At 35.3% G+C, this 26,709-nt stretch carries 17 protein-coding genes and 2 pseudogenes; 10 read left to right on the top strand and 9 right to left on the bottom strand.

Annotation, left to right across the window (positions count from 1 at the left end; all coding sequences use genetic code 11):
* Positions 1-51: 51 nt before the first annotated feature.
* From J4T76_RS00250 to J4T76_RS00225, 6 genes and pseudogenes are all read left to right on the top strand, one after another.
* The gene (locus tag J4T76_RS00250) at positions 52-381 is read left to right on the top strand and encodes a phage tail protein (RefSeq protein ID WP_267345706.1); all 330 of its coding nucleotides are present in this window, start codon (positions 52-54) and stop codon (positions 379-381) included.
* Entirely contained in the window at positions 378-1,082 is a 705-nt protein-coding gene (locus J4T76_RS00245; RefSeq protein ID WP_267356290.1) for a phage minor tail protein L, read from the top strand. The genes J4T76_RS00250 and J4T76_RS00245 overlap by 4 nt, the downstream gene beginning before the upstream one ends.
* A gap of 45 nt (positions 1,083-1,127) precedes the next feature.
* Positions 1,128-1,847 (top strand): C40 family peptidase, encoded by a 720-nt coding sequence (locus J4T76_RS00240; RefSeq protein ID WP_267340746.1) that lies wholly within the window; start codon positions 1,128-1,130, stop codon positions 1,845-1,847.
* Positions 1,790-2,410 (top strand): tail assembly protein, encoded by a 621-nt coding sequence (locus tag J4T76_RS00235; protein ID WP_274460471.1) that lies wholly within the window; start codon positions 1,790-1,792, stop codon positions 2,408-2,410. Before J4T76_RS00240 ends, J4T76_RS00235 begins: the two co-directional genes overlap by 58 nt.
* Positions 2,411-2,711: 301 nt before the next feature.
* Positions 2,712-5,639, top strand: a pseudogene (locus tag J4T76_RS00230) (phage tail tip protein J-related protein); the annotation flags it as partial.
* Positions 5,640-5,684: 45 nt separating this feature from the next.
* Positions 5,685-7,025: a phage tail fiber protein gene (locus J4T76_RS00225; RefSeq protein ID WP_274460487.1), complete on the top strand. Its 1,341-nt coding sequence runs from the start codon at positions 5,685-5,687 to the stop codon at positions 7,023-7,025.
* Positions 7,026-7,029: 4 nt separating this feature from the next.
* On the opposite strand, the gene J4T76_RS00220 is transcribed toward J4T76_RS00225, so the two are convergent.
* The gene (locus J4T76_RS00220; RefSeq protein ID WP_267355780.1) at positions 7,030-7,500 is read right to left on the bottom strand and encodes a CatB-related O-acetyltransferase; all 471 of its coding nucleotides are present in this window, start codon (positions 7,498-7,500) and stop codon (positions 7,030-7,032) included.
* A gap of 477 nt (positions 7,501-7,977) precedes the next feature.
* Positions 7,978-8,982, bottom strand: a pseudogene (locus J4T76_RS11790) (site-specific integrase).
* Between the two features lie 768 nt (positions 8,983-9,750).
* Between J4T76_RS11790 and J4T76_RS00210 the strand changes: the two are divergent.
* On the top strand, positions 9,751-10,524 hold the full coding sequence (locus J4T76_RS00210; RefSeq protein WP_267341002.1) for a BRO family protein: 774 nt from the start codon (positions 9,751-9,753) through the stop codon (positions 10,522-10,524).
* A gap of 139 nt (positions 10,525-10,663) precedes the next feature.
* The gene (locus J4T76_RS00205; RefSeq protein WP_267341001.1) at positions 10,664-11,344 is read left to right on the top strand and encodes an endonuclease; all 681 of its coding nucleotides are present in this window, start codon (positions 10,664-10,666) and stop codon (positions 11,342-11,344) included.
* 299 nt (positions 11,345-11,643) lie between these two features.
* On the opposite strand, the gene J4T76_RS00200 is transcribed toward J4T76_RS00205, so the two are convergent.
* From J4T76_RS00200 to J4T76_RS00170, 7 genes are all read right to left on the bottom strand, one after another.
* Complete coding sequence (locus J4T76_RS00200) at positions 11,644-16,587, bottom strand: DNA repair ATPase (protein WP_267355782.1); 4,944 nt, start codon at positions 16,585-16,587, stop codon at positions 11,644-11,646.
* Between the two features lie 144 nt (positions 16,588-16,731).
* Complete coding sequence (locus tag J4T76_RS00195; RefSeq protein WP_267340997.1) at positions 16,732-18,840, bottom strand: flotillin family protein; 2,109 nt, start codon at positions 18,838-18,840, stop codon at positions 16,732-16,734.
* A gap of 31 nt (positions 18,841-18,871) precedes the next feature.
* Positions 18,872-19,531: an OB-fold-containig protein gene (locus J4T76_RS00190; RefSeq protein ID WP_267355784.1), complete on the bottom strand. Its 660-nt coding sequence runs from the start codon at positions 19,529-19,531 to the stop codon at positions 18,872-18,874.
* A 92-nt stretch (positions 19,532-19,623) separates the two neighbouring features.
* The gene (locus J4T76_RS00185) at positions 19,624-20,325 is read right to left on the bottom strand and encodes a PspA/IM30 family protein (RefSeq protein WP_267340995.1); all 702 of its coding nucleotides are present in this window, start codon (positions 20,323-20,325) and stop codon (positions 19,624-19,626) included.
* Between the two features lie 32 nt (positions 20,326-20,357).
* Complete coding sequence (locus J4T76_RS00180) at positions 20,358-20,996, bottom strand: YjfI family protein (protein ID WP_267354879.1); 639 nt, start codon at positions 20,994-20,996, stop codon at positions 20,358-20,360.
* A 145-nt stretch (positions 20,997-21,141) separates the two neighbouring features.
* Complete coding sequence (locus J4T76_RS00175) at positions 21,142-23,442, bottom strand: TonB-dependent receptor domain-containing protein (protein ID WP_267346276.1); 2,301 nt, start codon at positions 23,440-23,442, stop codon at positions 21,142-21,144.
* Positions 23,443-23,564: 122 nt separating this feature from the next.
* Entirely contained in the window at positions 23,565-24,413 is an 849-nt protein-coding gene (locus J4T76_RS00170; RefSeq protein ID WP_267340991.1) for a heme/hemin ABC transporter substrate-binding protein, read from the bottom strand.
* Between the two features lie 349 nt (positions 24,414-24,762).
* Here J4T76_RS00170 and hutW point away from each other — a divergent pair, with 349 nt between their 5' ends.
* Both hutW and hutX read left to right on the top strand, forming a co-directional pair.
* A complete protein-coding gene (hutW, locus tag J4T76_RS00165; RefSeq protein ID WP_267340990.1) occupies positions 24,763-26,178 on the top strand; it encodes a heme anaerobic degradation radical SAM methyltransferase ChuW/HutW in 1,416 nt (471 codons plus the stop codon).
* Between the two features lie 15 nt (positions 26,179-26,193).
* Positions 26,194-26,694 (top strand): heme utilization cystosolic carrier protein HutX, encoded by a 501-nt coding sequence (gene hutX, locus J4T76_RS00160; RefSeq protein WP_267346279.1) that lies wholly within the window; start codon positions 26,194-26,196, stop codon positions 26,692-26,694.
* The last annotated feature ends 15 nt before the right edge of the window (positions 26,695-26,709 follow it).

Genomic DNA, 26,709 nt, shown 5'->3' with positions numbered 1-26,709 from the left:
GCAATTTAATCAAACCACCTTCGGGTGGTTTTTTTATACTTGGAGAAAATTATGGAGACATTTCATTGGAGACCTCAAAACGGCTCTACTGTGTCGGTAGCACCTAAAGTAAGAGATATTCGGTTCGGTGACAGCTATGCGCAACGTTTTCCGGATGGTATTAACAATGACTTGCGGTCATATAGTGTTTTGTTTGTTGGTTTAACTGAAGATATCGATTTAATCGAAGATTTTTTAACAAGGCATAATGCAGTTAAATCGTTTTTGTGGACAGAGCCTAATACTCACAAAACCATCAAGGTGGTTTGTAGAACTTGGACGCCAACCCCTAATGGTACGGTTAAAACAATTTCTGCAACGTTTGAAGAGGTGGTCGCATGATCCCAAAAAATATGCTATGCGATATTACAAAACTTGAAGCTGGCGCAATTATCGAATTATTCGATATCGACTTAAGTGAAATCGTTGGACATAAAGCAGTTTTGCGAGTTCATAACGGATTAAATGAACTAAGACGGGCTATTATATGGCAGGGCAAAGAGTACGAGCCATACCCAATTAAAGCGCAAGGTTTTGAACGTAGCGGACAAGGAACAAGTAACCGCCCAACGCTTACAGCCAGTAATGCTTATGGCATTTTAAATGGTCTAATTGAGAGTTATGAAGGCATGATTGGTGCCGTGGTAACAAGACATGAGGTATTAGTTAAATATTTAGACGCTATCAATTTTGCAAATGGTAATAAACATGCGGACCCGCATTGTGAAATTGTCTCTAATTATATATTGGAGCAAGTCAAACAACAAACATCACGGGTAGTTGTATTTGAATTAGCGCTGCCTTGTGAATCTGACGGCGCCATGTTGCCTAAACGCATCATTATTGCCAATACATGCGGTTGGATTTATCGCAGTACTGAATGCGGATATACAGGGGGCGCAGTTGCTGATGAGTTTGATCAACCAACGGATGATATCACACGGGACAAATGCAGTAGATGTGTGGCTGGGTGCAAACTAAGGTTTGGCCAAAACGGTATTCTTCCCTTTGGGGGATTTCCAACAGCAGCCAAATTATCCTAATCCCCTCTTTCCAGTTTTACAAACCACTCAAAAATTAGATAAACAATGAAAACAGAAATACTTAATCACGCAAATTCTTGCGGTGAGGCGGAGTGCTGTGGTCTTGTTATTGGTAATAAAACCTACATGCCATGCAATAACATCTCAGCCACACCAACAGAAACATTCGAAATATCACCGGACGACTGGATAAGAGCTGAAGAAAAAGGCGAGATCACAGCGGTTGTACATTCTCACCTTAACGGGGTTCCGATTCTCAGTGAAGCGGACCAAATTTCCCAAATCCGTACGGCTGTTGATTGGTGGCTGGTATGTGATAACCAAATTCATAAGTTTAGGTACATAAAACCGTTATTAGGTCGCGAGTTTCAACATGGTAAAACCGATTGCCTATCAATAATTAGAGATGCCTACATGCTGACTGGCATTGATTTACCTAATTATGAACGTAAGGATGATTGGTGGCATACAGGTCAAAATCTCTATTTAGATTTACTACCTAAAAATAATTTTGAGCGCGTTGAGTTAGAAAGGCTTCAGGCGGGAGATGTTATTCTCGTTTGCCTTGGCTCAGAAATTCCCAATCATGCAGCTCTCTACATTGGCGATCAACAAATTTTACATCATTGTCCTAACCGAATGTCCAAACGGGATTTATATGACGGTTTTTGGTTCAGTTATACACACTCAGTATGGAGACACAAAAAATGGCAAAAATATGCCTTTACGGCGATCTTAAACAATATGGCAATAGATTCCATATGAATGTTGACACAGCAGCAGAGGGATTGAATGGACTTTACTCTCAAATTAATGGGTTAAGGAAACGAATTATGGAGGGTTGGTTTCATGTTCGTATCAATGGCGTTAATTTGACGCATGACACTTTACAGATTGGGTTACATAGTCGTTTACCTAAAAAAGCCGTTATTCATATAGTCCCACATGTAGTTGGAGCAAAAACCGGAGGTTTATTTGGATTTATTGCAGGTACAGCGTTAGTTGTTGCAGGTATAGCAGTAGGAATTTCAACGGGAGTGGGTTTCGCGATGGTTGCCGCCGGAGCAGGTTTAGGGATCGGCGGTTTTTCACAAATGTTAACACGACTTCCGAAAACAGAGAAAACTTCAAGTGACAGCAATAAAAATACGTATTTCTCAAACCTTGATAATACGATGGCTCAGGGAACAGCGGTGCCAGTGATATTTGGTAGAGTAAAAACTGGTTCAAAGACCATTTCGCGAGGACTGGAAACTAAGGATGAGGTAAAAGAAAACATTGGCGATAAGCCTATACTTCGCCCAATAAAGGAGCGTTCAAATGGGTAAAAGTTCGGGGAAAAGCAAATCCCCGTATGAAGCTCCGGACAATCTTCAATCAAATCAGGAGCTGCGCATTATTGATATGTTGGGCGAGGGACAGATTCGAGGCATAGTAGGTGGGCTAAAGGGTGTTTTTTTAAACGATACACCAGTTCAAACGCCTGAAGGTAATTTTAATTTTAAGGGTGTTGAAATTGATTGGGTAAACGGAACACAATCACAATCACCTTTGAAAGGTTTTTCTTATACCGAAAACGAAATTCCAGTTAATCTCCAGATCAAAACCACCGCCCCAATTACAAGGACAATCACAGATCCGAATATTGATCGGGTTAGGGTTACCGTTGGCGTGTCGGCGCTAAAATCCATCGATAATAAAGGGAATACGAACAGAACAGACGTATCAATGTCGGTGCAAATTGGTAAGGGTGATGCATGGAAAACGATTAAAAATGTTAACTTAATTAATAAAAAAACAAACTCTCAATATTTAACATCCGTCATTTTGGATGAATTACCCTCAACACCGTTTAATATTCGTGTTATACGAAATACACCTGATAGTAAATCTCAAACACTGGTAAATGATACGCTATGGAGTTCATACACTGAAATCTACGATGCTAAATTTTCATACCCTAATACTGCGTTAATCGGTTTAAAATTTAATTCTGAGCAGTTTAGTGGTACACCGAGGCGCAATTATCTCCTTGACGGTCTAATTATCAGGGTGCCAGATAATTACGATCCAGAAACACGAGAGTATAAAGGTTTTTGGTCGGGAGATTTTAAGCTTGCTTGGACAGATAACCCCGCATGGATACTTTATGAATTGTTGACAAATAAGCGTTACGGTATGGGTGATCGATTAAGTTCATTTGGAGTAGATAAATTTACTTTGTACTCTATTGCGCAATATTGTGATCAGTTAGTCGATGATGGCTTTGGTGGTAAAGAGCCGCGTTTCACCTGTAATTGTTATATTACAGAGCAACGACATGCTTTAAATGTTATTAATGAATTATGTTCAGCATTTCGCGGCATGCCTATATGGAACGGTACACAATACTCAGCGGTAATTGACAGACCAAATGATGTTGTTGCGATATATTCCAACGCGAATGTTGTTAACGGACAATTTACATATACTTCAGCAGCATTAAAGGAAAGGCATACGGCCGTACATGTGCGCTACATTGATCCTGATAACAATTGGGAAACAGCAATAGAATACGTTGCAGATGATGACCTAATTAAGCGATTCGGGTTAAATGTGGCGCAGGTTGACGCGTTTGGCTGCACATCCAGAGGTCAGGCTCATCGGGTTGGTAAATGGTTAATCCAGACTGAGAAATTAGAATCTCAAACCGTAACATTTTCTGTTGGTCGTGAGGGTATTCGACATTTGCCAGGTGACATTATTGGCATTGCTGACAATGACTATACTGGTACGACAATTGGCGGGAGAGTCAAGTCGGTAGATGGCGTCACTATTACATTAGATAGAGATATTGATATTAAAAAAATCAATGATGCATATTTCAGTGTTACGGATATCAACAGTGATTTACGCAAAATTAAAATACAAGCACAAACTAAACCTAATCAAATCGTGTTAACAGAATTGGTTGATGTTGACCAGTATTCTGTTTGGAGTTTATACGACGGAAAAATAAAACCACGATTATTCAAAGCTATTACTATTACTGAAAATGATGATGGTACATATTCAATTACAGCTTTACAGCATGATCCTAATAAAGAAGCAATTGTTGACAAAGGCACGGTGTTTGAAAAAGAAAGCAATACAATATTCAACTGGGCAATCCCTCCTGTTGAACAATTACAGGTAGAAGTTACGCCAGAGTCTGATTTATATCAGGCTCGTTTATTGTGGTCAACACCTCGCACAATTCAGAATCTGAAATTTGAGGTAAAAATTTATCGTGATGAAAAATTGGTTAGTCGTGAGGTTGTTGCTGAAAATGAGTATTATATATCCGAGTTGCAGCAGGGTAAATTTAGTGCCATTGTTCGTGGTGTTGGTGAAAATGGGCGATTAGGTGATGAAAGTACGGTAGCATTTTCAATATTACCACCTGCAGCACCGTCGGGATTAGTCCTGACACCTAGTGCATTTAATATTGCAATTCGCCCCGTAATGACTGCCGTGTCCAGTTTAGGTACTCAATTTGAGTTTTACAAAGGCACAACAGAGGCGGAAGTCGAGGCTAAAACCCATTATATGGGACGCGCGATGTCACTTACTGACGTTGATTGTACTCCAGATACAAAATATTGGTACGGTGTCTGCGCAGTTAACGTTGTAGGTCGTTCTGAAATGTACATATCCAGCACCAAGACATTAATTGCTGAAAATGGCGCAGGGGGGTTATTCAGAATCCAAACCGACGACGGTAAATTTCCTGACAATGATACTGCTACATTAATGTTTTATCAACAATTTGGGTTTTATCCTGCCCGTGATACGACGTTGATGTTCTATTCACTAGATTCAAATGGAAAAGTTTATCATACAGAGGCTATGATATACGATGGCGCACACTGGATTATGCCGGCAATGTTTTTGGATGGACATTTAATTGCAACAGGAACTATTCGGGGCGACAGGATCATTGCGGGTACTGAAATGACAGCACCGTTAATTCGGGGCGGGAGCGTAGTAGCTGGCAGTGTTATTAGTGCCGGCACACCTCCGGCATTTGAGTTGCAACCTGATGGCACATTAACCGCAAGAAAAGCTAATATTTCAGGAAGTATCTACGCAAATTATGGGCAGTTAGATAACGTAGTTATCAACGAAAACTGCAAAATACAAGGAAAACTTACTGCGATGCAAATTGTAGGAGACCTTGTAAAAATGCACCTCTGTCATAAAGGTAGATCAATCACGATTAATCCAGAGCCATTCGATCGAGATATGGTTATTTTGCCACTAACATTAAATGCGATCGGGAGAAAAGGTTCGGGTGGTGACAAAGAGGAACAATTTTATTGGAGATATGGATGGCTGAGAATTATCATTAAAAATAATGCAAATTCGGAATTTATTGAAAGAAATCTTATGACATCAACAGAAAATCTCACAGTAAGCACAACCCTTTCAGTTACTGTACCGTCTAATGTGACGTTTTTCGTTACCACGGAATTGCCGAGTAAGAGTCGCGTTGATGGTATACCCGATTTTATAACAATCATGACAGTAAAAAAATAATAACCACCTTAATGGTGGTTTTTTATATCTAAAATTGGAGAGAAAATGACAATTATTTCAGGAGTTTTACAAAATGGGCTAGGCGAGCCGATTAATGGTTTGCTGTTGCTGCGAGCAATGCGCACTACCTCTAATGTTATAGAAAATACCTATATTCAGACCAATATAACAAACGGACAATATCACCTAAATTTACAACCATGTGAATATGATACATGGTTGGTAATAGAGGGATATAATAAAAATACTTTGGGCACAATTCAGATATTAGCCGATACTCCAGATGGTTCATTAAATGATTTACTGATCAATCCGACTAATGCAGAGATTATAACGCCAGAAATCTTACAACAGGTTAGCGAATTGCGAGATCAAACTAAAAAATACGCTGATACAATTGATCTATCCAAATTTATTAATAAATCGGGAGATGCAATGTACGGGCAACTTATTGCCGATACGTCAGGGATAAAATTCCCTATTGATAATAAAGCGTCCGTTGTAATTAGTGCTAATGATGATGGATTTTTGTTTCAGTATCATGATGTCGAAACAGGGCAAAAACATACATTGCTGCAATTCAAATGCAAACAAAACCAGTGGGATTTTGAAAATACTGACAATGTTACCATCAATAATAAGACCGTTCTAAAAATGGGGGATTTTGGTCTTGGGGCATTAATGGGTGCAGTTGCTACTAATTTTAACGACCATTTGGTAGGAGGATTTTATCAGGGGCGTAGTACATCATTTCCAGAATTATCGGGGAATAACACATTGACGCTGATTGTATATCCTAGTAACAGTTCTGCATATCGCGTAGAGCAAATAGCGGTAGTTAATGGTGAAAAACCAAATATTTATTACCGCTGTAAAACAGCCAAAGGGGCACAGCCATTGTATGAAGTCATTACAACAGCTAACTCAACGGTTGATAGTAACGGAACCTTAAAAAAAGCATCGCCAATAGTGCAGTTGTTTGCCAATGATGATATTGATGCTGTTGATGGTTTTACTCAGTCAGGGTGTGGTTTAGTTAATAGTATGGCTCATGGTGTCAAAGCTATACGCATTGATGTGGGGCATTATGAGATTCATGGTAGTTTAGGATTTGCAAAGGATGGTTGGTACATCACACTACCTGAAGATGCAAACGGTAATAAAAAAATATTTGCCGAATATTCAGTTGACGATAATGTAATTACGGTCAAAACCTATACTAGAAAATTTAGCACTAAATTGTGTAAGATTGTGGCAGGGGAGCCTATTGATATTCCTGATGGGCGTTGGATTGATTTGCGTCTTGACATGCCAGAAAGAACTGAACAGGATGAATTAATCCCGTCTGTGTTAAATCCGATTGTCACTAATGATAATAACGGTTAAATAATTAGCCGCTATTATTTAATTCAGATAGTTGAACTATGGCGGTATCGATATCATTAAATTTAACCTCCCTCAATGCTTCAACTGGGAGGTTCCACCATTCCAATTTACTAAGTTTTTCTATTATATCTTGGCTAAATCGGTATCTAATTATTTTAGCAGGATTGCCGGCAACAATAGCATAATCAGGAACATCTTTTGTTACCATGGCACATGATCCTATGATTGCTCCATTCCCTATTGTTATTCCACGCTTAATTACAGCTTTAGCGCCAATCCAAACATCATTTTTTATTATTGTATAGTTGTTGGATGCAATGAAATGTTCCCCAGTTACACCAATCGAATTAGCCCATTGAGGATCGCATTGGAAGGGATGTGTTGATAGCCAGTTTAGAGGGTGAGGATCTGGAGCAATTATCACATCACAAGCTATTGAACAAAATTTACCAATAGTTACATGACTATTAATCAATCTTTAACTTACAATGTTCAACGGCAGATTGATACGATTTAAAAATACCAACTTTATTTAATCCATTGTTTCGATAAAAACACCACCATTCTTTATTGACATCAAGTGACGGAAAAATCAGGTACGAATCATTTTTGCAATTGTAAATTGAATCGTTATCTGGGTCGGTTAGTATATAAATCGTTTTTGTGTAGTTTATTGTGATCATGTTATGAAAGGTTAGTTAGTTTTATTCATCATAAACTAATATTTTTTGGGAGTGTGAATTGAAGTAAAAAGTTGGAAAGTGGATCGCAGAAAGTGTTAGAATAATCAAAAAACATAAAATATATCTTTAAATATTATTTTAATGAACCTCTACGGTATTTTAAACGGTATATTATTTTTATTTTATATAAAAATTCATATAAATCAAATATATATTCTTTTTCTTTTAATCCTGTAGGGGACGCCATTAAATATAAGATAATCAACGAGTTATACCGCCAAGTTTACGCCTTGATTATCTTTATTAATGTTTTGTGACCAAATTGTGACTGCATTTGAAAATTGACTTAAATGGTCAGCATTCAAATAAGCGTATTTTTTCACCATTTCCAGCGTTTTCCAACCTCCAACCTCCTAACTCTTTTAGAGTAAATAGAGGTGTTCTACTTTGAAGATGGCAGCTCGCCCATGTATGCCGTAAATCATGAAAATGAAAATCTTTGATATTGCATTTTTCAGTAGCACGATTAAACGCACGGCGATCAATATTATTGATATGATTGTTTTTCGAATTTACAAACACACAGTTTTTATTGATCAATCGTCGGCTTTTTAATAACGCTATTGCCTCGTCATTTAATAATAGTGGTCGAGCGGTTTCGTTTTTTGCAATATTATTACTGACTATTGTTATTTTATTGTTAAAATCTATTTTAACCCATGTCATGGTTAAAATTTTGGTACCTCTTGCAACTGTTAATAGGGCAAATAAACAAACATCTTTCAACCATTTTAGGGAAAGAGCTTTTCATAGCTTTTGAACTTGTGGTTTTGTTACCTACCTAACCCTAATTTTAGGCTCTTTCTGTTTTCCGACATACGGAACAGATACAATCCAGTTGTTCTTTTGGGCTAAACTCAACGCCCTGAGTATGGTCTTGTGATATTTATTTTTTGTAGCTGGAGCCAACGGCGCTTTATTTTTTGCATTATGTGTCGGTAAATTATTATCTATCATTTCACCAGTAATGCATGATAAAGGTTTACCGCCGAAAACCGGTCGCCAATATTTTGCATGTCGGACCTTCGTTGCATAATCCTTTTGATCTTTTCCATCATTCAATCATAATAGCAGAGCCTTATCAAAGGTCCGCTCCAATCGTTTGTCCAGTCTACTTATAGTCGACAGTTCATGTTTTACTTTCTCGTGATACTCATGGGCGAGTTTTTATCACTCACCTCAATAGATCGTCTAATTCTTGTGTCGCTTGGCATTCGATTTGGACATGCTTATCATAGGATAATCGATATCATTGAAAGAAAAATACTCACTACAACAGAATTGACAGTGTTTTAATTGTTCAGTCATAATTATTTCCGACTATCTATTGAATCGATTTTGTTTGATATCTCTCCATAAACAAGTTTTCGAGCATTCTATTTTTTATACAAACTCTTTTGCTAAAATGGTATACATTGATATAGAAAACGTACTATTAGCTGCCTATATTTTATAGCCGATGATGTCATCATTTTTACTTTTTCTACTTCGCTCATACGTCTCACTAATATTGCAAAAATTTTTTTAAAAATAACGACATCACTATCACACAATGGTTTGGAAATTCATCAATTAAAATGCGATGCTCTTTACAAAATATCATGTAAAAAATAGGCGTAAAGTTTGGCAAGAAAACTTCTAAAATAAATGAAATTTTACTTACCAAAAAGTGATTTTTTAAAGGTCATATCATCGAATTTTTCACGAAAGTAGCGTGGTTGACAATGATTGTAAATAAGTTATATATTATAAAAAACGTTAGCACAATCTAACGTCGGGATTGGCGTCCTGAACTTTTACGAGAATATAGCCGCTATAAGCGGTATTTTTATGCATGCTTAGTTATATTTTTATGGTGGGCTGAGTGAGGGCTTCGAAAGAAGCACCGTTTCTCGTAAAGACGGTACGCCAACCTTATTCAGTTCACCTCCAATATTGGCGTGTTGGTGGTGATTAAATAACTTATTTACGAGGATTTAATCATGTCAAACTTATCAATTTTTAATTTTCATCAATCACAAGTTCGTATTCAATTTTTAGAAAATCAGCCGATTTTCTGTTTAAAGGATATTGCTGGTATTTTAAATATTAGCAATGCTAAAGTAAGTCGTTTTAATATATCAATCAAGGGAGTACATAAAATGTACCTCCCTACAAATGGTGGTAATCAAGAACTGTTATTTATTAACGAACCAAATTTATATCGTATCATTTTTAGAAGCAATAAAAAGGAAGCCATAGAGTTTCAAAATTGGGTATTAGAAGAAGTATTACCCACAATTAGAAAAACTGGATCATATTCATTAACAATTAATGCAGAACAACAACAGCAAATCCAACAAGCCATTAATGAGCGGGTTTATCGAACAGGTGAACGGCTTCAAGCTGTTTACTCAAAATTTCATCAGCAATTTAAAATTACGAGCTATCTGGATTTGCCATCTTGCAAATTTGATGAAGCGATGAAGTGGCTTGGCGGTATGCATTCTAGAAATGCATTGTCTGATGAAGATTTGTATAAATTAGCCTGGTTATACAAAGCTGCCGATAAAATGCGTTATCAGATAGAATTAATAGAGCCGGCATTACGCTTGATGGATTCGAAATTTAGAGGCGCTTTTTACTCAATGGCTGTTGAATATAAGCGGACTTTAAATGATGCTAGAACAATAATCGAACGGGAAACAGCACACATTAAAACTAAAAGAATTGTAGATAATTGGCATAAAGTTTTGCCGATAATAAGAAATAATTAATTTTACCACTTAACCTATTAAACTAATTAACCCTTTAATTTTTTTTAAGGTTTAAAAACAGTAATGTAAAAATGCGTTTTTTAGCGCACAAAGTTTAAGCCCACTCAATAGTTGGGCTTTTTATTATGTTAATTGAATTATGAAAAAGCTATTTGTTACTCTTTTATTTATTCCTCATTTTGTTCACTCAGCCCAAAATTTTAGTACAGCAAAAACAAAACTCATTCGATTGTACAAATCAAATTCGGAACAGACTACTTTTTATTGCGACTGTGAATTTACATTCAATAATAAAAAGGGGGTAGTTGATTTCGATAAATGTGGATATGTACCTAGAAAAAATCAAGTGCGGGCTAAACGCATTGAATGGGAGCATGTTATGCCAGCAGAGAACTTTGGACGTCATCTTCAATGTTGGCGAGATGGTGGGCGTAGCAAATGTAAGAAAGACCCTAACTTTAATGAAATGGAAGGAGATCTACATAACTTACAGCCATCAATTGGTGAAGTTAACGGTGACCGTTCTAATTATCGATACTCGCAGTTTACAAAAGAATTTACTCAGTACGGAAAATGTAAAAGCGCAGTAGATTTTAAAGATCGAAAATTTCAACCACGAGATGAAATACGAGGCACTATCGCTCGCACTTATTTCTACATGTCAGATAAATACAATATTAATTTATCAAGTTCAGAATATAAGTTAATGCAAGCTTGGGATAAGATGTATCCACCTAATGCTTGGGAATGTGAACGAAATACCTTGATAAAGCAAATTCAGGGTAACGATAATAAGTTCATTACCCAACAATGTAATTAAACCGATTTAAGTCGGTTGTTACATTCGAATAAAGAAATAATACAGGGTTGGGTAGATTTTTGAATCTAGACGAACTATGCTGTATATATTAATTGGTATGTGATAAAAACATTATTTTGTCAAATAGTTGATAATAATAAATGGAAATTATTTTCAAAGCTATGTTACTTATAATTTTTAAAATTATAAGTAACATAGTTCGAAATGATGGATAGTTTTGATGAAATTTAAATTTTTCTCAGACTTTATCCTTATTTTTACTTTTAAAACTATCGAGAACGATCATTACCCCACTAGTTTTATAACTTTAACGCTTGTACGCTTTGTACTAGATCAGCGAGTTGAGTAACTATTTGGTTACCTGTATTGGTTTCATCACCACCCAGTGTTTTATTTCGCATAAAATCATGTTTGATTTGTTGCCATCGTTCAGTTTGTTCTTTTGTTAATACTCCTCGAATTTCGGCTAATTTAAGAAGATTTTCTTCTGCGCCGTTTGTTAGTAATTGTGCTTCTCCTAAGTAATGATCTTCGATAACTTGATTGAGTTCTTCATCATTCATTACTGACGAAATTTTTTCAGCAAGTTTATTCATATTTCGATAACTGCCTTGTAACTTAAATGGAGGTTCAGTACGGTATTTATCCGATTGTGCTGCACTAATGATGTATTGCTGATTCACTTTAAATACTACTTCACGAATTTTTAATAAATGGCGTAGAACTGCAACAATTTCACTTATTTCAGCTTGACTATAGTCATAACTTAGCTCATTGGTATTAAGTGGTTTGCCTTGGGCATGATCGATGAGATGATAGAGATCATTAAGGTCACGTAATGCCAAAGGGGACAGAATTGAATTAGAGGTTAAACAGTTTTCAATATAACTTGAAGCAAAAACCTCATCCATACCACCGAGAACTTCACCTAAGTTATATATATCAGCACGGTTAGCTAACATATCAGGTATCTTAAATACTTCACCTGACTCAGTATATGGGTTACCCGCCATAATAACGCAGAATTTTTTACCTCTTAAATCATAAGTTTTTGTTTTACCTTTCCAAACACCTTCAATACGGCGAGATCCATCACAAAGTGAGATAAATTTTTGTAAAAATTCTGGATTGGTGTGTTGAATATCATCTACATAAAGCATAACGTTGTTGCCCATTTCCAATGCTAAATTTAACTTTTCAAGTTCTTGACGTGCCGTTGCATTGGGCGCTTGTTGGGGATCAAAAGATAAAACACTATGTCCTAATGCTGGTCCATTAATTTTCATAAAAATTAAACCCAAACGATTGGCGATATATTCCATTAATGTCGTTTTACCATAACCAGGAGGGGAGATAAGTAATAATAATCCCATTAAGTCTGTTCTTCTGCTTTCTCCAATGGTACCCATCTGTTTGGCTAGGTTATCACCAATAATAGGTAGATAGATTTGATTAATCAGTTTATTGCGAACAAAAGAACTTAATGGTTTTGCTTTAAACTCATCGATGCGCAAAAAGTATCGCTGTTCCTCAAGAACTTCTTGACGCAAAGTCTGATAATGTCGAAATTCAGGAATGACCACTCTTGCATGTTTACGCATACGACTAAAGAAATCATCGAGGTTAATATTTAAAATCCCTTGTTTGATTGTTGGATGTTCACCTAATAAGTCATTAACGGTGATATCCAGTTCAACTTCACTGATTTGAATATTTATATTATTTTCTTTATCTAGCATGCACAGCAAAATTGCTTCGGGTATGTAGTCAACGAATTTTTGATATTGAGGTAGAGTACAAAGTCCTTTATACCAACTTTCAATAAGATTCCATCGATCCGTCAAACGAGTTTGTAAATTAAGTTGTGATTGATTAAAATCCCCCCACATATGAAGTTCTTCTAACTTAGCTTTTAGTCCTTCATACATGTAAGTACTGTATTTGCTTAAATTAAATTCCTGTGGTATTTTAGTCAATGCGTAGCTTAGATATTCAGTCGCTTGTTTGATATGGTAATCTTCATGATGTATTGAAAAGTTTTGCAAAAATTGATTCAACTCTGAAGCCATTTCAATTTGTAGATTAATTAATCCTTCATCATGACCAAAAAGAGCTAGAATATCTTTGCAGGTCTTGGCTCTTTCGGGCCATAATTTTGCGACATCACTCTTTTGATTATATTGCCAAAATAGTATAGCTAAACTCCGTGCCAATGGATTGTAACGTAATAAACCAGCTGCTTCTCCTAATGGAATAAGTTTGGATAAGATTTTTACAGCATCATGGTCATGAATACCTTTTTCATAGCCTTCTCGATATCGCATGGCTGCGTAATCACGTACAGTTTTAACCAAGTTATCTGGTTGACTTAATTGAGTGACTAATTCTTCATAACTGAGATCAATCTCTTTTTTTAACGTCGCATTGATTATGGAGTAAGCTAGGTATTCACCACGATAAAGTGTCGGTGACTCAGATTCAATCGTTATGGTCCAGAAAGGCTTATAACTTTCTAAGCGACTATTCTCGATTTTTTCTTGATAATCCGTACCAGTTAATTGTAAATATAGGTGCGTTTCTTTCGGAACTATAGTTAAATCAAGTTCTTGAGTATTGACACTGAATTTATGTTTCGGACCTAATTTTATGACATTGCCGCCAGATTCAAATATTTCTGATTTATCGCGTAATGCTCGTATGGCCTGATCACGTGCACTTTTAAACCGTGATTCAATATCATCGGCTTTAACGTTATCGAATAAATCCCTTAATTTTTCAATAATTTCACGAATTTTTAAAGCTAGTGGGTCTGCCACGAAAAAAGCGTTAAGTTCATTTTGATCCGAAAATTTAGCCGTACGTCTCGGAATGCTATCTAAGATGCGAACAGCTGCGGTAAGCAAGGATTCAGTGCGTCTTGTACGGTCTTCTAGTAGTGCTTGTTTGTGAGTTTCAAAAGATTCTAATATTTCTTCACGTTTAGTCAGTATGTCATTAAGGAATTCTTCGCTTTCGCTAAATTGGTTTTCGAGTTCTTCAAGTTGAACAAGTAGTCTTGATAATTCATCGTCACATTTTTCTGGAGTAGTTGCGATGCTTAAAGCGCTAGCGATGCTTTGACTAAATAGTTTGAATTGAGCACCAAATTGTGCAATCATTTCAATACTTGATAGATTTTTTCGTTTTTGATTGATTCTTGCTTTAGTTTGATTTAGTTTGGCATAAACCTCGGCAATTGATTCAATAATCTTAGTTTGAAGTGTCACATCATCAAATTTTAAAGATGCCATAAGTTGCGAAAGCATATCCAAATCATTGGACATTTCGTCCGTGATTTTTATTGGCTCAACGAGTTTGACTACAGTATCAGCTTCCTCTAAATATTTTTCAATGTTATCTATTTTTGACATAAATGGTTCGAGAGCTTTTTCGCTACCTAAAAATCCGGCAGTAGCAAGTGAAACTAAAGATTGACGTTCTTTTAGCTCAATTTCCATTTTATCAATTTGCTCTAAATTGATATAACGATAAGTTCTCAATGTCACAAGGCGACCTAATTGCAGTTTTATGGCATTAAGCGCATCGACGAATTCTTGTGTGTCTTGCCAGCTATCAGGATATAATTTGGTTAGTAAATCTTGCTGATGAGTAATAGCCTCACGCATCGCACTTTCTGATTGGCGTCGAATGCTTTCTACTTTTTCGTATTCATCAAGTACTAATTCACTGGTTTGGGTAATATTACGAAGTATTGGTGAGAAAGATAGATTTTTTTCATCAGCAAGCCAAAAATAGCCATCAAATAATTTTTTAGTATCTTCACTTAATTTGCTATAGAGTTGTGAAGAGATGGATTGATTATCAATTTCGCGAGAAATAAAATAGAGATCAGAAATTCCACGTACTAATTCAGCGTTGCCGATTTTGCCTAAAAACGTATTGTGGGTTGGCTGTGTTGCTGCAAATTCGGCACTATAAAAGGGCGTTTGCCAAATTTGCATTGGATGAACGCGAGTTGGTTCATTGTTTTCTCCTTCAAATACAACCATTCGCCCATCTTCAAATACGGCATAACCATGACCTAGAATTGGGTTATCTAATTTTCGCTCAATCATATTGTAATTGAATAGAGCTAGACGACCAGAATTTGGTTCATAAAAAATGTATAAGACATCTTCACCATTGGGTGAACGACGAATGCGTCTAAAACGCATTCCAGCCATTGATTGATCAAATGTTTTGTATTCTCCATTTTGTAAGTAGTAACCACCAGGGAATATCACTCCATGATCTTCTGGCAATTGAATACATGCTTGACCAATAAAGTCAATTCGTTGTGCTTTTTGGGTAAGGGTATTATAAATTAGGTATCGCCAATTATCTTCTCGGTAGGGTAAGACTTTTAAAAGAATTAAGGCGCCTACTTTTGCGTATTCAATTTTTGCATCGTTTATTGATTGATTTTTATCTAATACCTCTTCACGATAAATACCTAATCCATCGTTAGTATTGTTTTCACATTTTATGGTAAGGTCACCACCAATGGTTTCAACAAAAACGGTATCAAGAATATTCACATGGGAGAATCGACCATTAACGATATTTTCTCGGGTAGTTTCAGTCCATTCAAAATCATAAGCAGGAGGTAAAGCAATATCACGCTCTCCGCGATTATCAATATAGTCAATCGTTTTTTTATCGCTGGATATTGACCAGCGAAAAACTCGAATGTCACTAACTCTTTCACCAATCTGAAAACTGGCAAGAAGCTTACCGTCTCGTTCAACCAGTTGCAATAATTGAGCATTTTTATAATAGGTATAAAGTTCATTAAAGTCTTGAACAAAACGATTGATATTTAGAAAAGTATTTGACAGATCAACCGGATCTGCCTCGTAATTGTCATCACGTTCAACAAGATGGTAAAGAGAAAACACATCTTCAATTTTTGTTTCTTTTTTTAATCCTAAAAAGACGTTATAACCAAATAATAACCAATCACCAAATCTAACGATATCTCGAGCGATACAGTTATTTTCGGTTCTAATGCGAATTCGCCCAATGATTGACATATCACTTTTACCAAATTCCGAAAGTCGTTGTTGATTCAAGGCTTCCGTTTTCTGATTAAGTTCTTGCCCCAAAGAGGTTAAACGTTTACGAAGGATCTCATAGGCTCCACCTTCTGCAACCGCTTTATCGAGTGAATTTTGTTGCTCGTTTTCTTGTTTTATTTCTGCCATTTTTTACTCTTGATCTTTTTACAGAAAATCTATTACCTTCGGTAAAATTTAATATTCTACCGAAGGAAGATAATAGTGATAATGTTAACTGAATAATTATTTAACGATAATTAAGTAATGTCTAATGTTTCAAATCATCATTTCTTATTCGCTTTTTTCATCACTATTTGATGGTAAAAATTGTTCCGCTAGTGCTTTTAAATCAGTGTTTTTTAATGTTTCGTTTAAATCCATATTTTTATTACCGGATAGACGTGATAGTACTGATTGTAAAGCAGATTGTAGTACAGGGCTTTGATTTACCGTTCCTTCAATGGCTTTACCGACACTGATAGCTTTCGAGAAGCTATTGAAGAAGTTATCATTTCCTCCAACAATTTCAATGTTTGCTTTGCTGAATGCAGCAGCAAGAACCTCAGCTTGTTCTCTGGCAATTTCTTTGTTAGCAGCAATGGCAGCCATAGCTTGTTCAAAACCTTTTTCAAGTGCCAAGCGGAACTCTTCATGATTTTTAGATTGTTCATTCATCGTACCCATTGCTTGAAATTTCTCAACCAAACCATTAGCTTCAGCTGTTAAGCGTTCACGAATAACAAGTGCTTCAGCGAAACCTTGTTCTTTGGTTGCTGAAGCTTTGGCAAAACCGATTCTTTCATCGCCGCGCGCTTGAGCAGAAAGTTTTTCTTCAAGGACTTTAGCTTCGGTTAAACCTTGTTTTTCTGTTGCTAATGCTTTTGCTTCAATAACTTTAGCTTCTGATAAGCCTTTTTCTTGATTACCTTTTGCTTCTGCAAGTAAAAGTTCAGCGGTAATATTTGCTTTTACTAAACCTTCTTTCTCTTCTGCTTCAGCTCGGGCTTTGCGAACTTTGGCTTCAGCTAAACCAATAGCGGCTTCTTCTGCTTCAATACCTTGAGCAAGTTGTTTTTTTGCTTCAGCTTGTTTAGCCGCGACCTCAAGTTCAGCTTGTGCTAGTGTACTAATTTCAATTGCACGGTGTTTAGATGATTGTTCATCTGCTTCAGCTTGCTTAACTTGTTTAACTAATTCTTGCTCAGCTCTAGCTTCCGCTTCAATAATGGTTGCTTGTTTTTCTCGATCAGCTTTAGAGATTTCTCGTACTTCTTTGATATTTTCTTCTTCAACGGCTACCGTTTTTTCGACAGCAACTCGTTCACGAATCACATTAGCAATATGTTTTTTCTCTTCTTCAATCACTTTGTCTTTTTCAATGCGTTGTAATTCTACTTCTCGCTCACGAGCAACAATTTCTAAAGAACGTGCACGTTCGACTCGTTCTTCTTCGATAGCAATAGCTCTAAGGCGATTTTGCTGAGCAACTTCAACTTCACGCAAGCGATTTTCCTCACGTACTTCAATCTCTTGTTGAGATTGGATTCTTGCTTGTTCCGATTTTAGGCGTTCTTCTTCTTGTACTTTTAATGTTTCAGCTTGTTCGCGAGCTCGAATCGTTTCTATTTCACGTTTTTGGCGAGCTTCGGCATCCGCTTGCTGACGTTCAAGCTCTAATTTGGCTTCAATCGTTTCGGTATCTTTTTTCTTTAATGCTAATTCAAGATCTCTTTCACGTTTATTGGTTTCATCCTTATGAACAGCAGTGATTGAGGTGATCTTGTTAATACCTTCGGCATCAAAAATATTATCAGGATCAAGTGATTTAATTGGAGTTTGTTCTAAATAGTCGATAGCCACATCTTCTAGTGCATAGCCATTAAGATCTTTACCAATGACATCGATAATACGTTCACGAAAATTTATACGATCTTCAAATAGTTTAGCTAATTCAAATTGTTTACCGACTGTTTTTAACGCTTCTGAAAATTTTGCGCTGAATAATGAACTTACCGCTTTTTGATCGGATGCTCTATCTACTCCAATTGATTTAGCAACTTTTAAAACATCTTCTGTCGTTTCATTAACTCGAAGATAAAAAGCGACACAAATATCTGCACGTAAATTATCTTTACAAATTAAACCATCTTTACCACGTCGTTCTACATCGAAAGTAATTAATGATATTTTCATGAACTCTTTTTTGTAGATGATAGGGTAGACTAAAGCACCAGTAAAATGCACTTTAGGTTTTGACGTCATGTCATTAACAATGAGTGCTGTACCTTGCGGAACCTTAATATAAAAGGCTTTAAACAATAAGAAAAAACCAACAATTATTAGAGAGACTATTCCAATAATCACTAAAAAAAACATGATAGTATCAGTATTGATTGACATAATTTATTATTCTCCAAAAAAATATTTACTTTTATCCATTAAATTCTTCAACGCTTATAATTTCATAGCTGTTATATGTTGTGTCGTAACGTAGTAGAACAGCTGTATCCCCACGTTTGAATTGATATGAGTTAGTGCATCTAACTTGTAGAATTAAACCAGCTGCACCATCATCGTAAATAGCTTCTCCTTTATTTTCATTCACAAAACTCGAACGAATTTCAACAGTTTGCCCTAAAAATGATTTATGACTATTGGTGCTTTCTAATTTACTAAACAGTGGTCTAAGAGGTTTTATGATAAATGCGGTAAGGTATACTGCAGCAATAAAGGCAATTATGAAAATGAAAAAACCAGCTATGTAATAAATTAGCAATAAATCACACAGAGGTAACATAAAGAAACGAAATAAGAAATAACAGATCGACCATCCTATTAATGAAATCAAAGTAATAATAAGTGTCATTGGAACTTTATTAAAACCTAATTTCATCAATAGACCCGTAAAGCCGGATGGAGTATTTGGAATGTCTAATGGTATATCATCAATATCGACATTGAGTTGTAAATCTAAACAATCAATGCTTAAAATACCAAACGCCGCAACTAACCAATATAATACACAAAGTGTTAGTAACCCACTAAATATAATTACTGGAAAAGAAAAAAATATTCCCCAGAAAAGTTCCATTATTTTCCCTTATATCATTCTCTTGAACTAACTAAACTTAATCAGTTAATCAATTTATTGCTTTAACGATTTTCACTTGAACGTATGTTTTATTAAATAGATTGATTATCATGCTTTTCTTTTAATCTTGCTAATATTGCAGCCGCATTTTTATTACCTGATTTGATTCCTGCGGCTTCAAGTTTACTATCAAGCACATTTTGATTATCAAATTTAGCCAATTCATTTTTAGCTTCGATAAGCGCACTGTTTTTATCTTGACGTTTTTTTATTCTATCTAAAGAATCTAAAGCAGTTTGTAATTTTGCAGTTGAGCCACCATAGCGCTGTGCAACTGCTGATTGCGCTTTTTGAACGCTTTCTGTTGCTTTTACAATATCTACTTGCTGTTTTAAATTTCGAATATTAATTTCTGTTTGTGAAATGGATTGACGTAAACTCTTTACAGTTTCATCATAGTAATTTTCTTGTTGTTTATTATTTTCGAGTTCATTTTCAAGAATCCCAAGTTTTTCTGCTATTTCAACTGCTAGTTCTTCATTGCCACTTTCAAGAGCTTTAATTGCATAACTTTCATATTCATCTATTTTAGATTGTGTTTCTTTAATAACTTTAGCGGCTAATTTCTGTTGTGCAATTATATTAGCTAGTGATTCTTTAGCTTGTTTTAATTCACTGTCTGCATCGCGAATTTCTTGATCGAGTATTCTAAGAGCTTGAGTGTCAATGATTGCTTCTCCTGCTTCATTAATACCACCCCGAAGAGCTGTAACTAGTTTTTTGAAGATAGCCATATTTTAATCTCCTTATTATTTATATCGATTTATTAGTTAAGAGTGATGTGATGTTCATAAGCTTCTGTCGCTTTAATAACATTGTCAGATAGAGTTTCTAATTCATAAATGATGTTACTTAAGAGTGAAGATGAACTTAACGCACCATACATAATGTAGTTGACTGAACCGTCTCCAGCTTTTTCAATTGCTATAGTTGATAACGGAAATAGTTTGCGAGTACATAAAATTTCCTCATTAAATTGAATTTTATTTTTGACCATATTGATTGGCCAAAGTAAACATTCAACAACAATTTGTTGATTTGATATGCTTAAAAATAGAGGCAAATCACCGTATTCATGCATGATAATATGTAAGCAAGCATCTATACCATCAATAATTTCAACACTTGCATGATTTTGTTTAACTAATTCTGATTGCATTAATTTGTTAAAGAGCTCTTCAATTGACCAAATTTGATTTCTTTCCATTTTGTTCACTTCCTTATTATTATTAATATTATTGTTTTTGACTAATGAGTGACGAAATTGTTTTTCAATTTCTATCAATTTCGTTGTATTCTCAGGTAAAATCCAAACTTCTTTTTTGATCAAACCTTGTTCACGTAACCGTTGTCGATATTGTTGCTGATAAAAAGCTGAATTTTTAGTCTCTTTAGTTTTTTTCATCAAGTTTGTTCGGTATTTGTTAAATTTATGTAAACAATATTAACACAAAAATATCACATGTAAATATTACATGTGATATTTTTATCAAAAAAAAACCCGCATAAGCGGGTGAAAAATAATCATAAATATACATTAAGATATTTATTTAGAAATCAATATTTAAACCTAACTGGAATGTTCTACCTGGTGCGGTAAACAGGTTTAGATATTTATGATCTGATGTACTGTATAATTTATTATTGCTCAAGTAATCCCAGTATTTTTGATCCGTGAGGTTGTAGATACCTCCACTCAATTTAATATTATCGGTAATATTAATATAACCTGTTAAATCAACAATACCATGACCTGCGATTCGAAAATAATCTACTGATGAATCTTTGATTGGCTGACCTTCGTTATTATATGATTCTCGAGAAGTTGCATCCGCTTTTTTACCTTTTTGGAATGTTGCTATTAATGAAACACCATAGAACTTGTTTGGATCATCCCAAGATAAACCAATAGTACTTTTTAATGGAGCAATCGTATCCATTTCAATGTATTTATCGCCCAAGTAACTTGATTTTGATTTCCCTTGGTTATAACCAATAGCGAATCGTGTGCTTAAGCCATTTAGTGATTCTATCCAAGTACCAATATTAAATTCACTGCTTAATTCAGCACCATAAGTATAGGCTTTGTCACGGTTTTCTGATTGATAAACGATACGATTACCTATGCCAACAAAATCTTTCCTATAACGAGTGAAAGCAATAAAGTTTTTGTACTTGTTATAAAAAGCAGAAGACGATAACGTAATTCCTGATATTGGTTGACCTTTTAAACCTAGTTCAAAATTATCACCCGTTTCCGTTTTCAAATTGGAGTTGCCAACGAGTACATACATAGTGCTATGTGCTAAATAAGTACCATATAATTGATTTTGATTTGGCATTTGCGCGCTACGTTTATATTGTAGATAAGCAGTAAAATTTGGATTGATATCATACATAAATGCCATTGATGGTAAAACTTTGAAATCACTGTTACTACTATACTGTTTACCTAATTGATGGGAATCAATATTTGATACGGACATGTTTTCAAGATTGCGTGGCTTAGTATTTTGATAGATTGCTCTAACTCCTGGTACTAAATAAAAGTTATTACCATTGTCGGTACTAAAGCTGATGCGATCTTCAAAAAATCCACCAAGCTGATAACTTCTACTGTCTGCTTGTGGTTTAGTATAATCACCGTCAGGAAAAATCTCTCCATATTGTGATTTAGCGGATGAAAAGAAGGGGGATTCATCTTCACTCCATTTTGCATTCAGACCAGCACTTATTTTTTGATTATCAATGTTTTTTATCAAAGTAGTGATTAAATTATACGCTTTGGTATTATAGTTGGTTTGAGTATAAAAGTTTCCTTTGGATTTGTGCTGTAATTGTGTGTCATCAAAGACATTGGTACGCTGGTAATTTAACTGCGTAGTTAATGAGTCAATCCAACTCATATTGGTGGGTTGCCATAAATCTTTAATGGCTAAATTAAAGCGGTTATTTTTACTGCGTTGATGGTCGAACGATTCTATTTTTTTACCGTCTTTGTCCCAAGTATCATAATGTGAGTTTTTGGTTTTATTATTGTAATCGATCGTCGTATTAAGTAAATGTTCTTCCGTCATTTGCCAGCCTAAGCCTGCTAAAATTGAGTTAGAGTGCCAATTTTCGGGATAACTACTTATTGAATCACCATAGTTTCTTGTTTGTTGGCCATCTCGACGACTTACTACAATAATGCCATTAAGGTGATCATCACCACCAGCCATCGTAAGTCCTTGATGATAGCTTCTATCTGCACTGTCATAATTATTCTGGAATCCAAAATAACGGGTTTTACCTGGATATAAATAATAGCTAGCCGTTTTAGTTTGGAAAGATACTGAACCACCCAAGGCATTATTGGCATTACTTACCGATGTGGCGCCAGATTGAATATCAATTTTGTTGTACATGTAGGTATCAATGTAATCACGTCCAATACCATAAGAGCCGAATCCTGCTCGACCTACAGAATTAACTCGACCTTGAGCGATAGGTAATGGCATACCGTCAATGTCGATTGATACACGGTTAGCATCTAAACCACGAATATTATAGCCAGTAAAGCCCCCTCGGTCCCAACTACTTTTACCACTGCCAGAACCGGAGATATTACCTGGTGCTGAAATGAGAGGTTGGTAACGCATGATAGTACCAAAATTAGTACCACCGTCACGGCGGATATCTTGTTCTGATATTTCAGTAATTGTACCTGGTTTTTGGGTCGTTTCGTGTGCGGTGACTGTCATGACATCGTAACTTTCATCATCATTTCTATCCGTAGCCATTACCGGCATGGTAATCGTCAAACCTAGAGCTAAAGTGCTGGTCACCTTTAATTTAGTACAATTAATCATTTTAATCCTTTTAAATATAATAAACTAAATAAAATCAATTAGATTAAATAACAATTCAGTGAATTATTTTTTAATTCAATCAAGTTGCTAAACAATTTTTTATTTCGATTTTTTCTAAATCTTTATTGAGAATAAAAGCTGTCATAAAGAATTTTTGCAACCTCATCGACTCGAGGCCCAATACCGAATAGGTATCCATCATCGATAGTAACGATTCGATGATTTTTGAATGCTGATGTTTCAGTAATCCCAGGAATAGTGTCAATTTTATCCATCCCGCCAAGTTGCAATATTGAGTGGTTATTTAAAATGATAACATCAGGATTCATTGCAATGATTGATTCCGCTGTGTAGCTTTTATAACTGTTGTGTTTAGCGAGATTTTCACCGCCAGCAATAGTGATTAAAGCATCAGCTGTGGTGTTTTTACCCGCTACTGAATTGGTTCCTCCCATGCTCATTAAAAAAAGTACTTTGGTTTTATTGGGGTGCATAGCGATCTTATGTTGGATTTGTGAAAGATTGCTTTTAATATGTTCTATGAGCTTTTGTCCTTGATCGGTTTTATGTAATTTGGTGGCTATTTTTTCAATATTTTCATACAGTACTTCAAGGGTTCCAGGAACACGTTGTAAGGATAAAACATCAACTTTGGCTTGAGCGACTTGATTAATGACATTGTTGGGCTCTGCGTCACTTAAAGTGATAAATAACGTTGGTTTTAAAGATAAAATGCCTTCGATATTTAATAATTTCCAATAGCCAATTTGGGGTAGTTGGGTGACGGTTTGTGGATAAGTGCTCGATTTATCGACGCCGATCACTTGATCACCTTCACCAAGCGCAAAAACAATTTCGGTCAAAGATCCACCTGCAATAACAATTCTATTCTGAGCTGAGCATGTATTTATGATCCCATTAAAGGTAAAAATTAACAAAAATAGACTTAATTTTGTTACAAAATTCTTCATTATTTACTTCCTGTGTGTAGACTTTAATAGCTGCGTTAATATAGTGAAAATGATAACTATTATCAACAAAATTGTTTTTTATTCCTAAATTTTTTAAGAAAAATGTTTTTGCTTAGTGATGTTTTTTTAACAATATCAATATAAATAATTGGTTAATACGAATGGTGAGGATTTAGTAAGAAGATTAAAAAGTAAACGAATTACAAAGAAAATAAATTAAAAAGCATTTTTTTGTAAAAAAATAATAATATAAATATCAAAGAATTATAAAAATGGTTAATAAAAGATATTGCTAAATGAAAATAATTATTATTTAATTTTACGGTTTATTTATTTAAGAACGGTTGTTATGAAATCATTAGATGTCAGCACTTTTTTTGCTCAAAACGCTACTTTGCCTTTTAAAGACCGCTGGGCTGTTATGCCTTTGCAAGCAAGTATTCCATTATCACCTCATGAAGTTGACTCTCAGTGGAACGCGATTCAATCAACCCCTCTAAAGGGAAAAAAAAGGTTAATTTATATTCATATTCCTTTTTGTGATATCCATTGCCAATTTTGTGGTTTTTACCAAAATCCATTAAGAAAATTTAATACTGAAACTTATATTAATTATTTAATTAAAGAAATATCGCTAGAAATCAGTAAAACCGCAATGCAATCTGCACCTATTCATGCTATTTATATTGGAGGAGGAACGCCCTCAGCTTTGGCAGCGGGACAAATAGGGCGCGTTATTCGCTATATAAAACAACATGCACCTTTAGCACCTGATTGTGAAATTACGGTTGAAGGCCGTATTTCTGACTTTGATGATGAACGTGTTGATAGTTATATTGAAGCGGGAGCGAATCGATTTTCAATCGGTATCCAAACCTTTAATACTGATATTCGACAACGGTTAGGTCGTGAATCCAATGAGCAACAAATTATTAGAAGCTTTGAACGTATTGCTGCTCGTGATAGTGTGGCTTTAGTTTGTGATTTAATGTTCGGTTTACCAAATCAAACTACTGAGACTTGGCAACGTGATTTAGAAATTGTCAATGAATTGTCATTAGATGGTGTAGATTTGTATTCACTTAATCTTCTACCAACTACCCCCTTGGCTAAAGGTGTTGAAAATAAGCGTATTAAAATCCCGTCAATTACCGATAAATGTAATTTTTATCATCAAGGTGCAGAATTTTTAGCTAAACAAGGTTGGGTACATTTGACCAATGCACACTGGGCTAAAAATAGTCGTGAACGAAATTTGTATAACTTTTTAATTAAGCAAGGTTCTCATTTTTTTGCATTTGGGTCTTGTGCTGGTGGGCGATTAGGCGGTCAGTCATTTATGATTCATCGTGATTTAAATCAATATTATGCTCAACTTGATGAGGGTAAAAAACCAATTATGATGCTCACTGGTAAACCAGTGATAGGCGAATGGCTTTATCGATTACAAGCAGGGATTGAAAAAGGGCGCATTGATTTAACTCAACTCACTGAGCAATATGATCTCTTGAAACCGCTAATTAAGCAATGGCAACAAGTTGGGCTCTTGGAAAGCGAAGATTATTGTATGCAACTAACTTTATCTGGACGTTTTTGGTCAAGCAATATAGTTCAAGCACTGCAACAGTTATTGCTACAGCTTAATAATCCCGAATATATTGAAATACAGAAACAAATGGCTCAAGCGAGACAAGCTATGAATAGTCATCCAGCAATGGCTAGATCAAATACTGAAAGAACGAAACATTCACATCAAATTTCATAATTATAGGATACTATTATGACAGATAAACTAAGCCTTTTAGATAATTTAACCGCTTATATGAAAACTGATCCAGAGGAGCTATTAGAAAAAATTGCTCAAGATTATCATGTTACATTAACACAAGTTATTCAAGCTTTACCTGAAGCGAAAATTGTTGATGGAAGTAATTTTGATACCATTTGGGAAGAAGTTTCAACATGGGGAGATGTGCTATTTTTAGTTCATACTGGAGATGTAATCGCTGAAATTTCTGGCGAATTACCATCAGGAACTCATAGCCAAAAATACTTTAACCTTCGTCATCAAAAAGGATTAAGTGGTCATATCAAAGCTGAACATTGTCAATATATTGCTTTTATTGAACGTAAATTTATGAAGATGTCCACAGCTTCAATAATATTCTTAAATCATACAGGACAAGCAATGTTTAAAATTTTTGTTGGTCGTGACGAAAAGCATCAATTAAAAACCGATCAATTAGACAAATTCCGTACTTTAGCAAAAAAAATTAATTAACTATAAGTTACTCAC

It is taken from the genome of Gilliamella sp. B3022, from assembly GCF_028751545.1.
GTDB lineage: Bacteria > Pseudomonadota > Gammaproteobacteria > Enterobacterales > Orbaceae > Gilliamella.
Note: the sequence above shows the minus strand (reverse complement) of the source record. Positions and strands in the feature narration are given on the sequence as shown.

Excerpts from the sequence above, each read along its gene's own strand:
- J4T76_RS00250 (WP_267345706.1), top strand. The coding sequence starts at position 52 with ATGGAGACATTTCATTGGAGACCTCAAAACGGCTCTACTGTGTCGGTA.
- J4T76_RS00245 (WP_267356290.1), top strand. The coding sequence starts at position 378 with ATGATCCCAAAAAATATGCTATGCGATATTACAAAACTTGAAGCTGGC.
- J4T76_RS00240 (WP_267340746.1), top strand. The coding sequence starts at position 1,128 with ATGAAAACAGAAATACTTAATCACGCAAATTCTTGCGGTGAGGCGGAG.
- J4T76_RS00235 (WP_274460471.1), top strand. The coding sequence starts at position 1,790 with ATGGCAAAAATATGCCTTTACGGCGATCTTAAACAATATGGCAATAGA.
- J4T76_RS00225 (WP_274460487.1), top strand. The coding sequence starts at position 5,685 with ATGACAATTATTTCAGGAGTTTTACAAAATGGGCTAGGCGAGCCGATT.
- J4T76_RS00210 (WP_267341002.1), top strand. The coding sequence starts at position 9,751 with ATGTCAAACTTATCAATTTTTAATTTTCATCAATCACAAGTTCGTATT.
- J4T76_RS00205 (WP_267341001.1), top strand. The coding sequence starts at position 10,664 with ATGAAAAAGCTATTTGTTACTCTTTTATTTATTCCTCATTTTGTTCAC.
- J4T76_RS00200 (WP_267355782.1), bottom strand. The coding sequence starts at position 16,587 with ATGGCAGAAATAAAACAAGAAAACGAGCAACAAAATTCACTCGATAAA.
- J4T76_RS00195 (WP_267340997.1), bottom strand. The coding sequence starts at position 18,840 with ATGTCAATCAATACTGATACTATCATGTTTTTTTTAGTGATTATTGGA.
- J4T76_RS00190 (WP_267355784.1), bottom strand. The coding sequence starts at position 19,531 with ATGGAACTTTTCTGGGGAATATTTTTTTCTTTTCCAGTAATTATATTT.
- J4T76_RS00185 (WP_267340995.1), bottom strand. The coding sequence starts at position 20,325 with ATGGCTATCTTCAAAAAACTAGTTACAGCTCTTCGGGGTGGTATTAAT.
- J4T76_RS00180 (WP_267354879.1), bottom strand. The coding sequence starts at position 20,996 with ATGAAAAAAACTAAAGAGACTAAAAATTCAGCTTTTTATCAGCAACAA.
- J4T76_RS00175 (WP_267346276.1), bottom strand. The coding sequence starts at position 23,442 with ATGATTAATTGTACTAAATTAAAGGTGACCAGCACTTTAGCTCTAGGT.
- J4T76_RS00170 (WP_267340991.1), bottom strand. The coding sequence starts at position 24,413 with ATGAAGAATTTTGTAACAAAATTAAGTCTATTTTTGTTAATTTTTACC.
- hutW (WP_267340990.1), top strand. The coding sequence starts at position 24,763 with ATGAAATCATTAGATGTCAGCACTTTTTTTGCTCAAAACGCTACTTTG.
- hutX (WP_267346279.1), top strand. The coding sequence starts at position 26,194 with ATGACAGATAAACTAAGCCTTTTAGATAATTTAACCGCTTATATGAAA.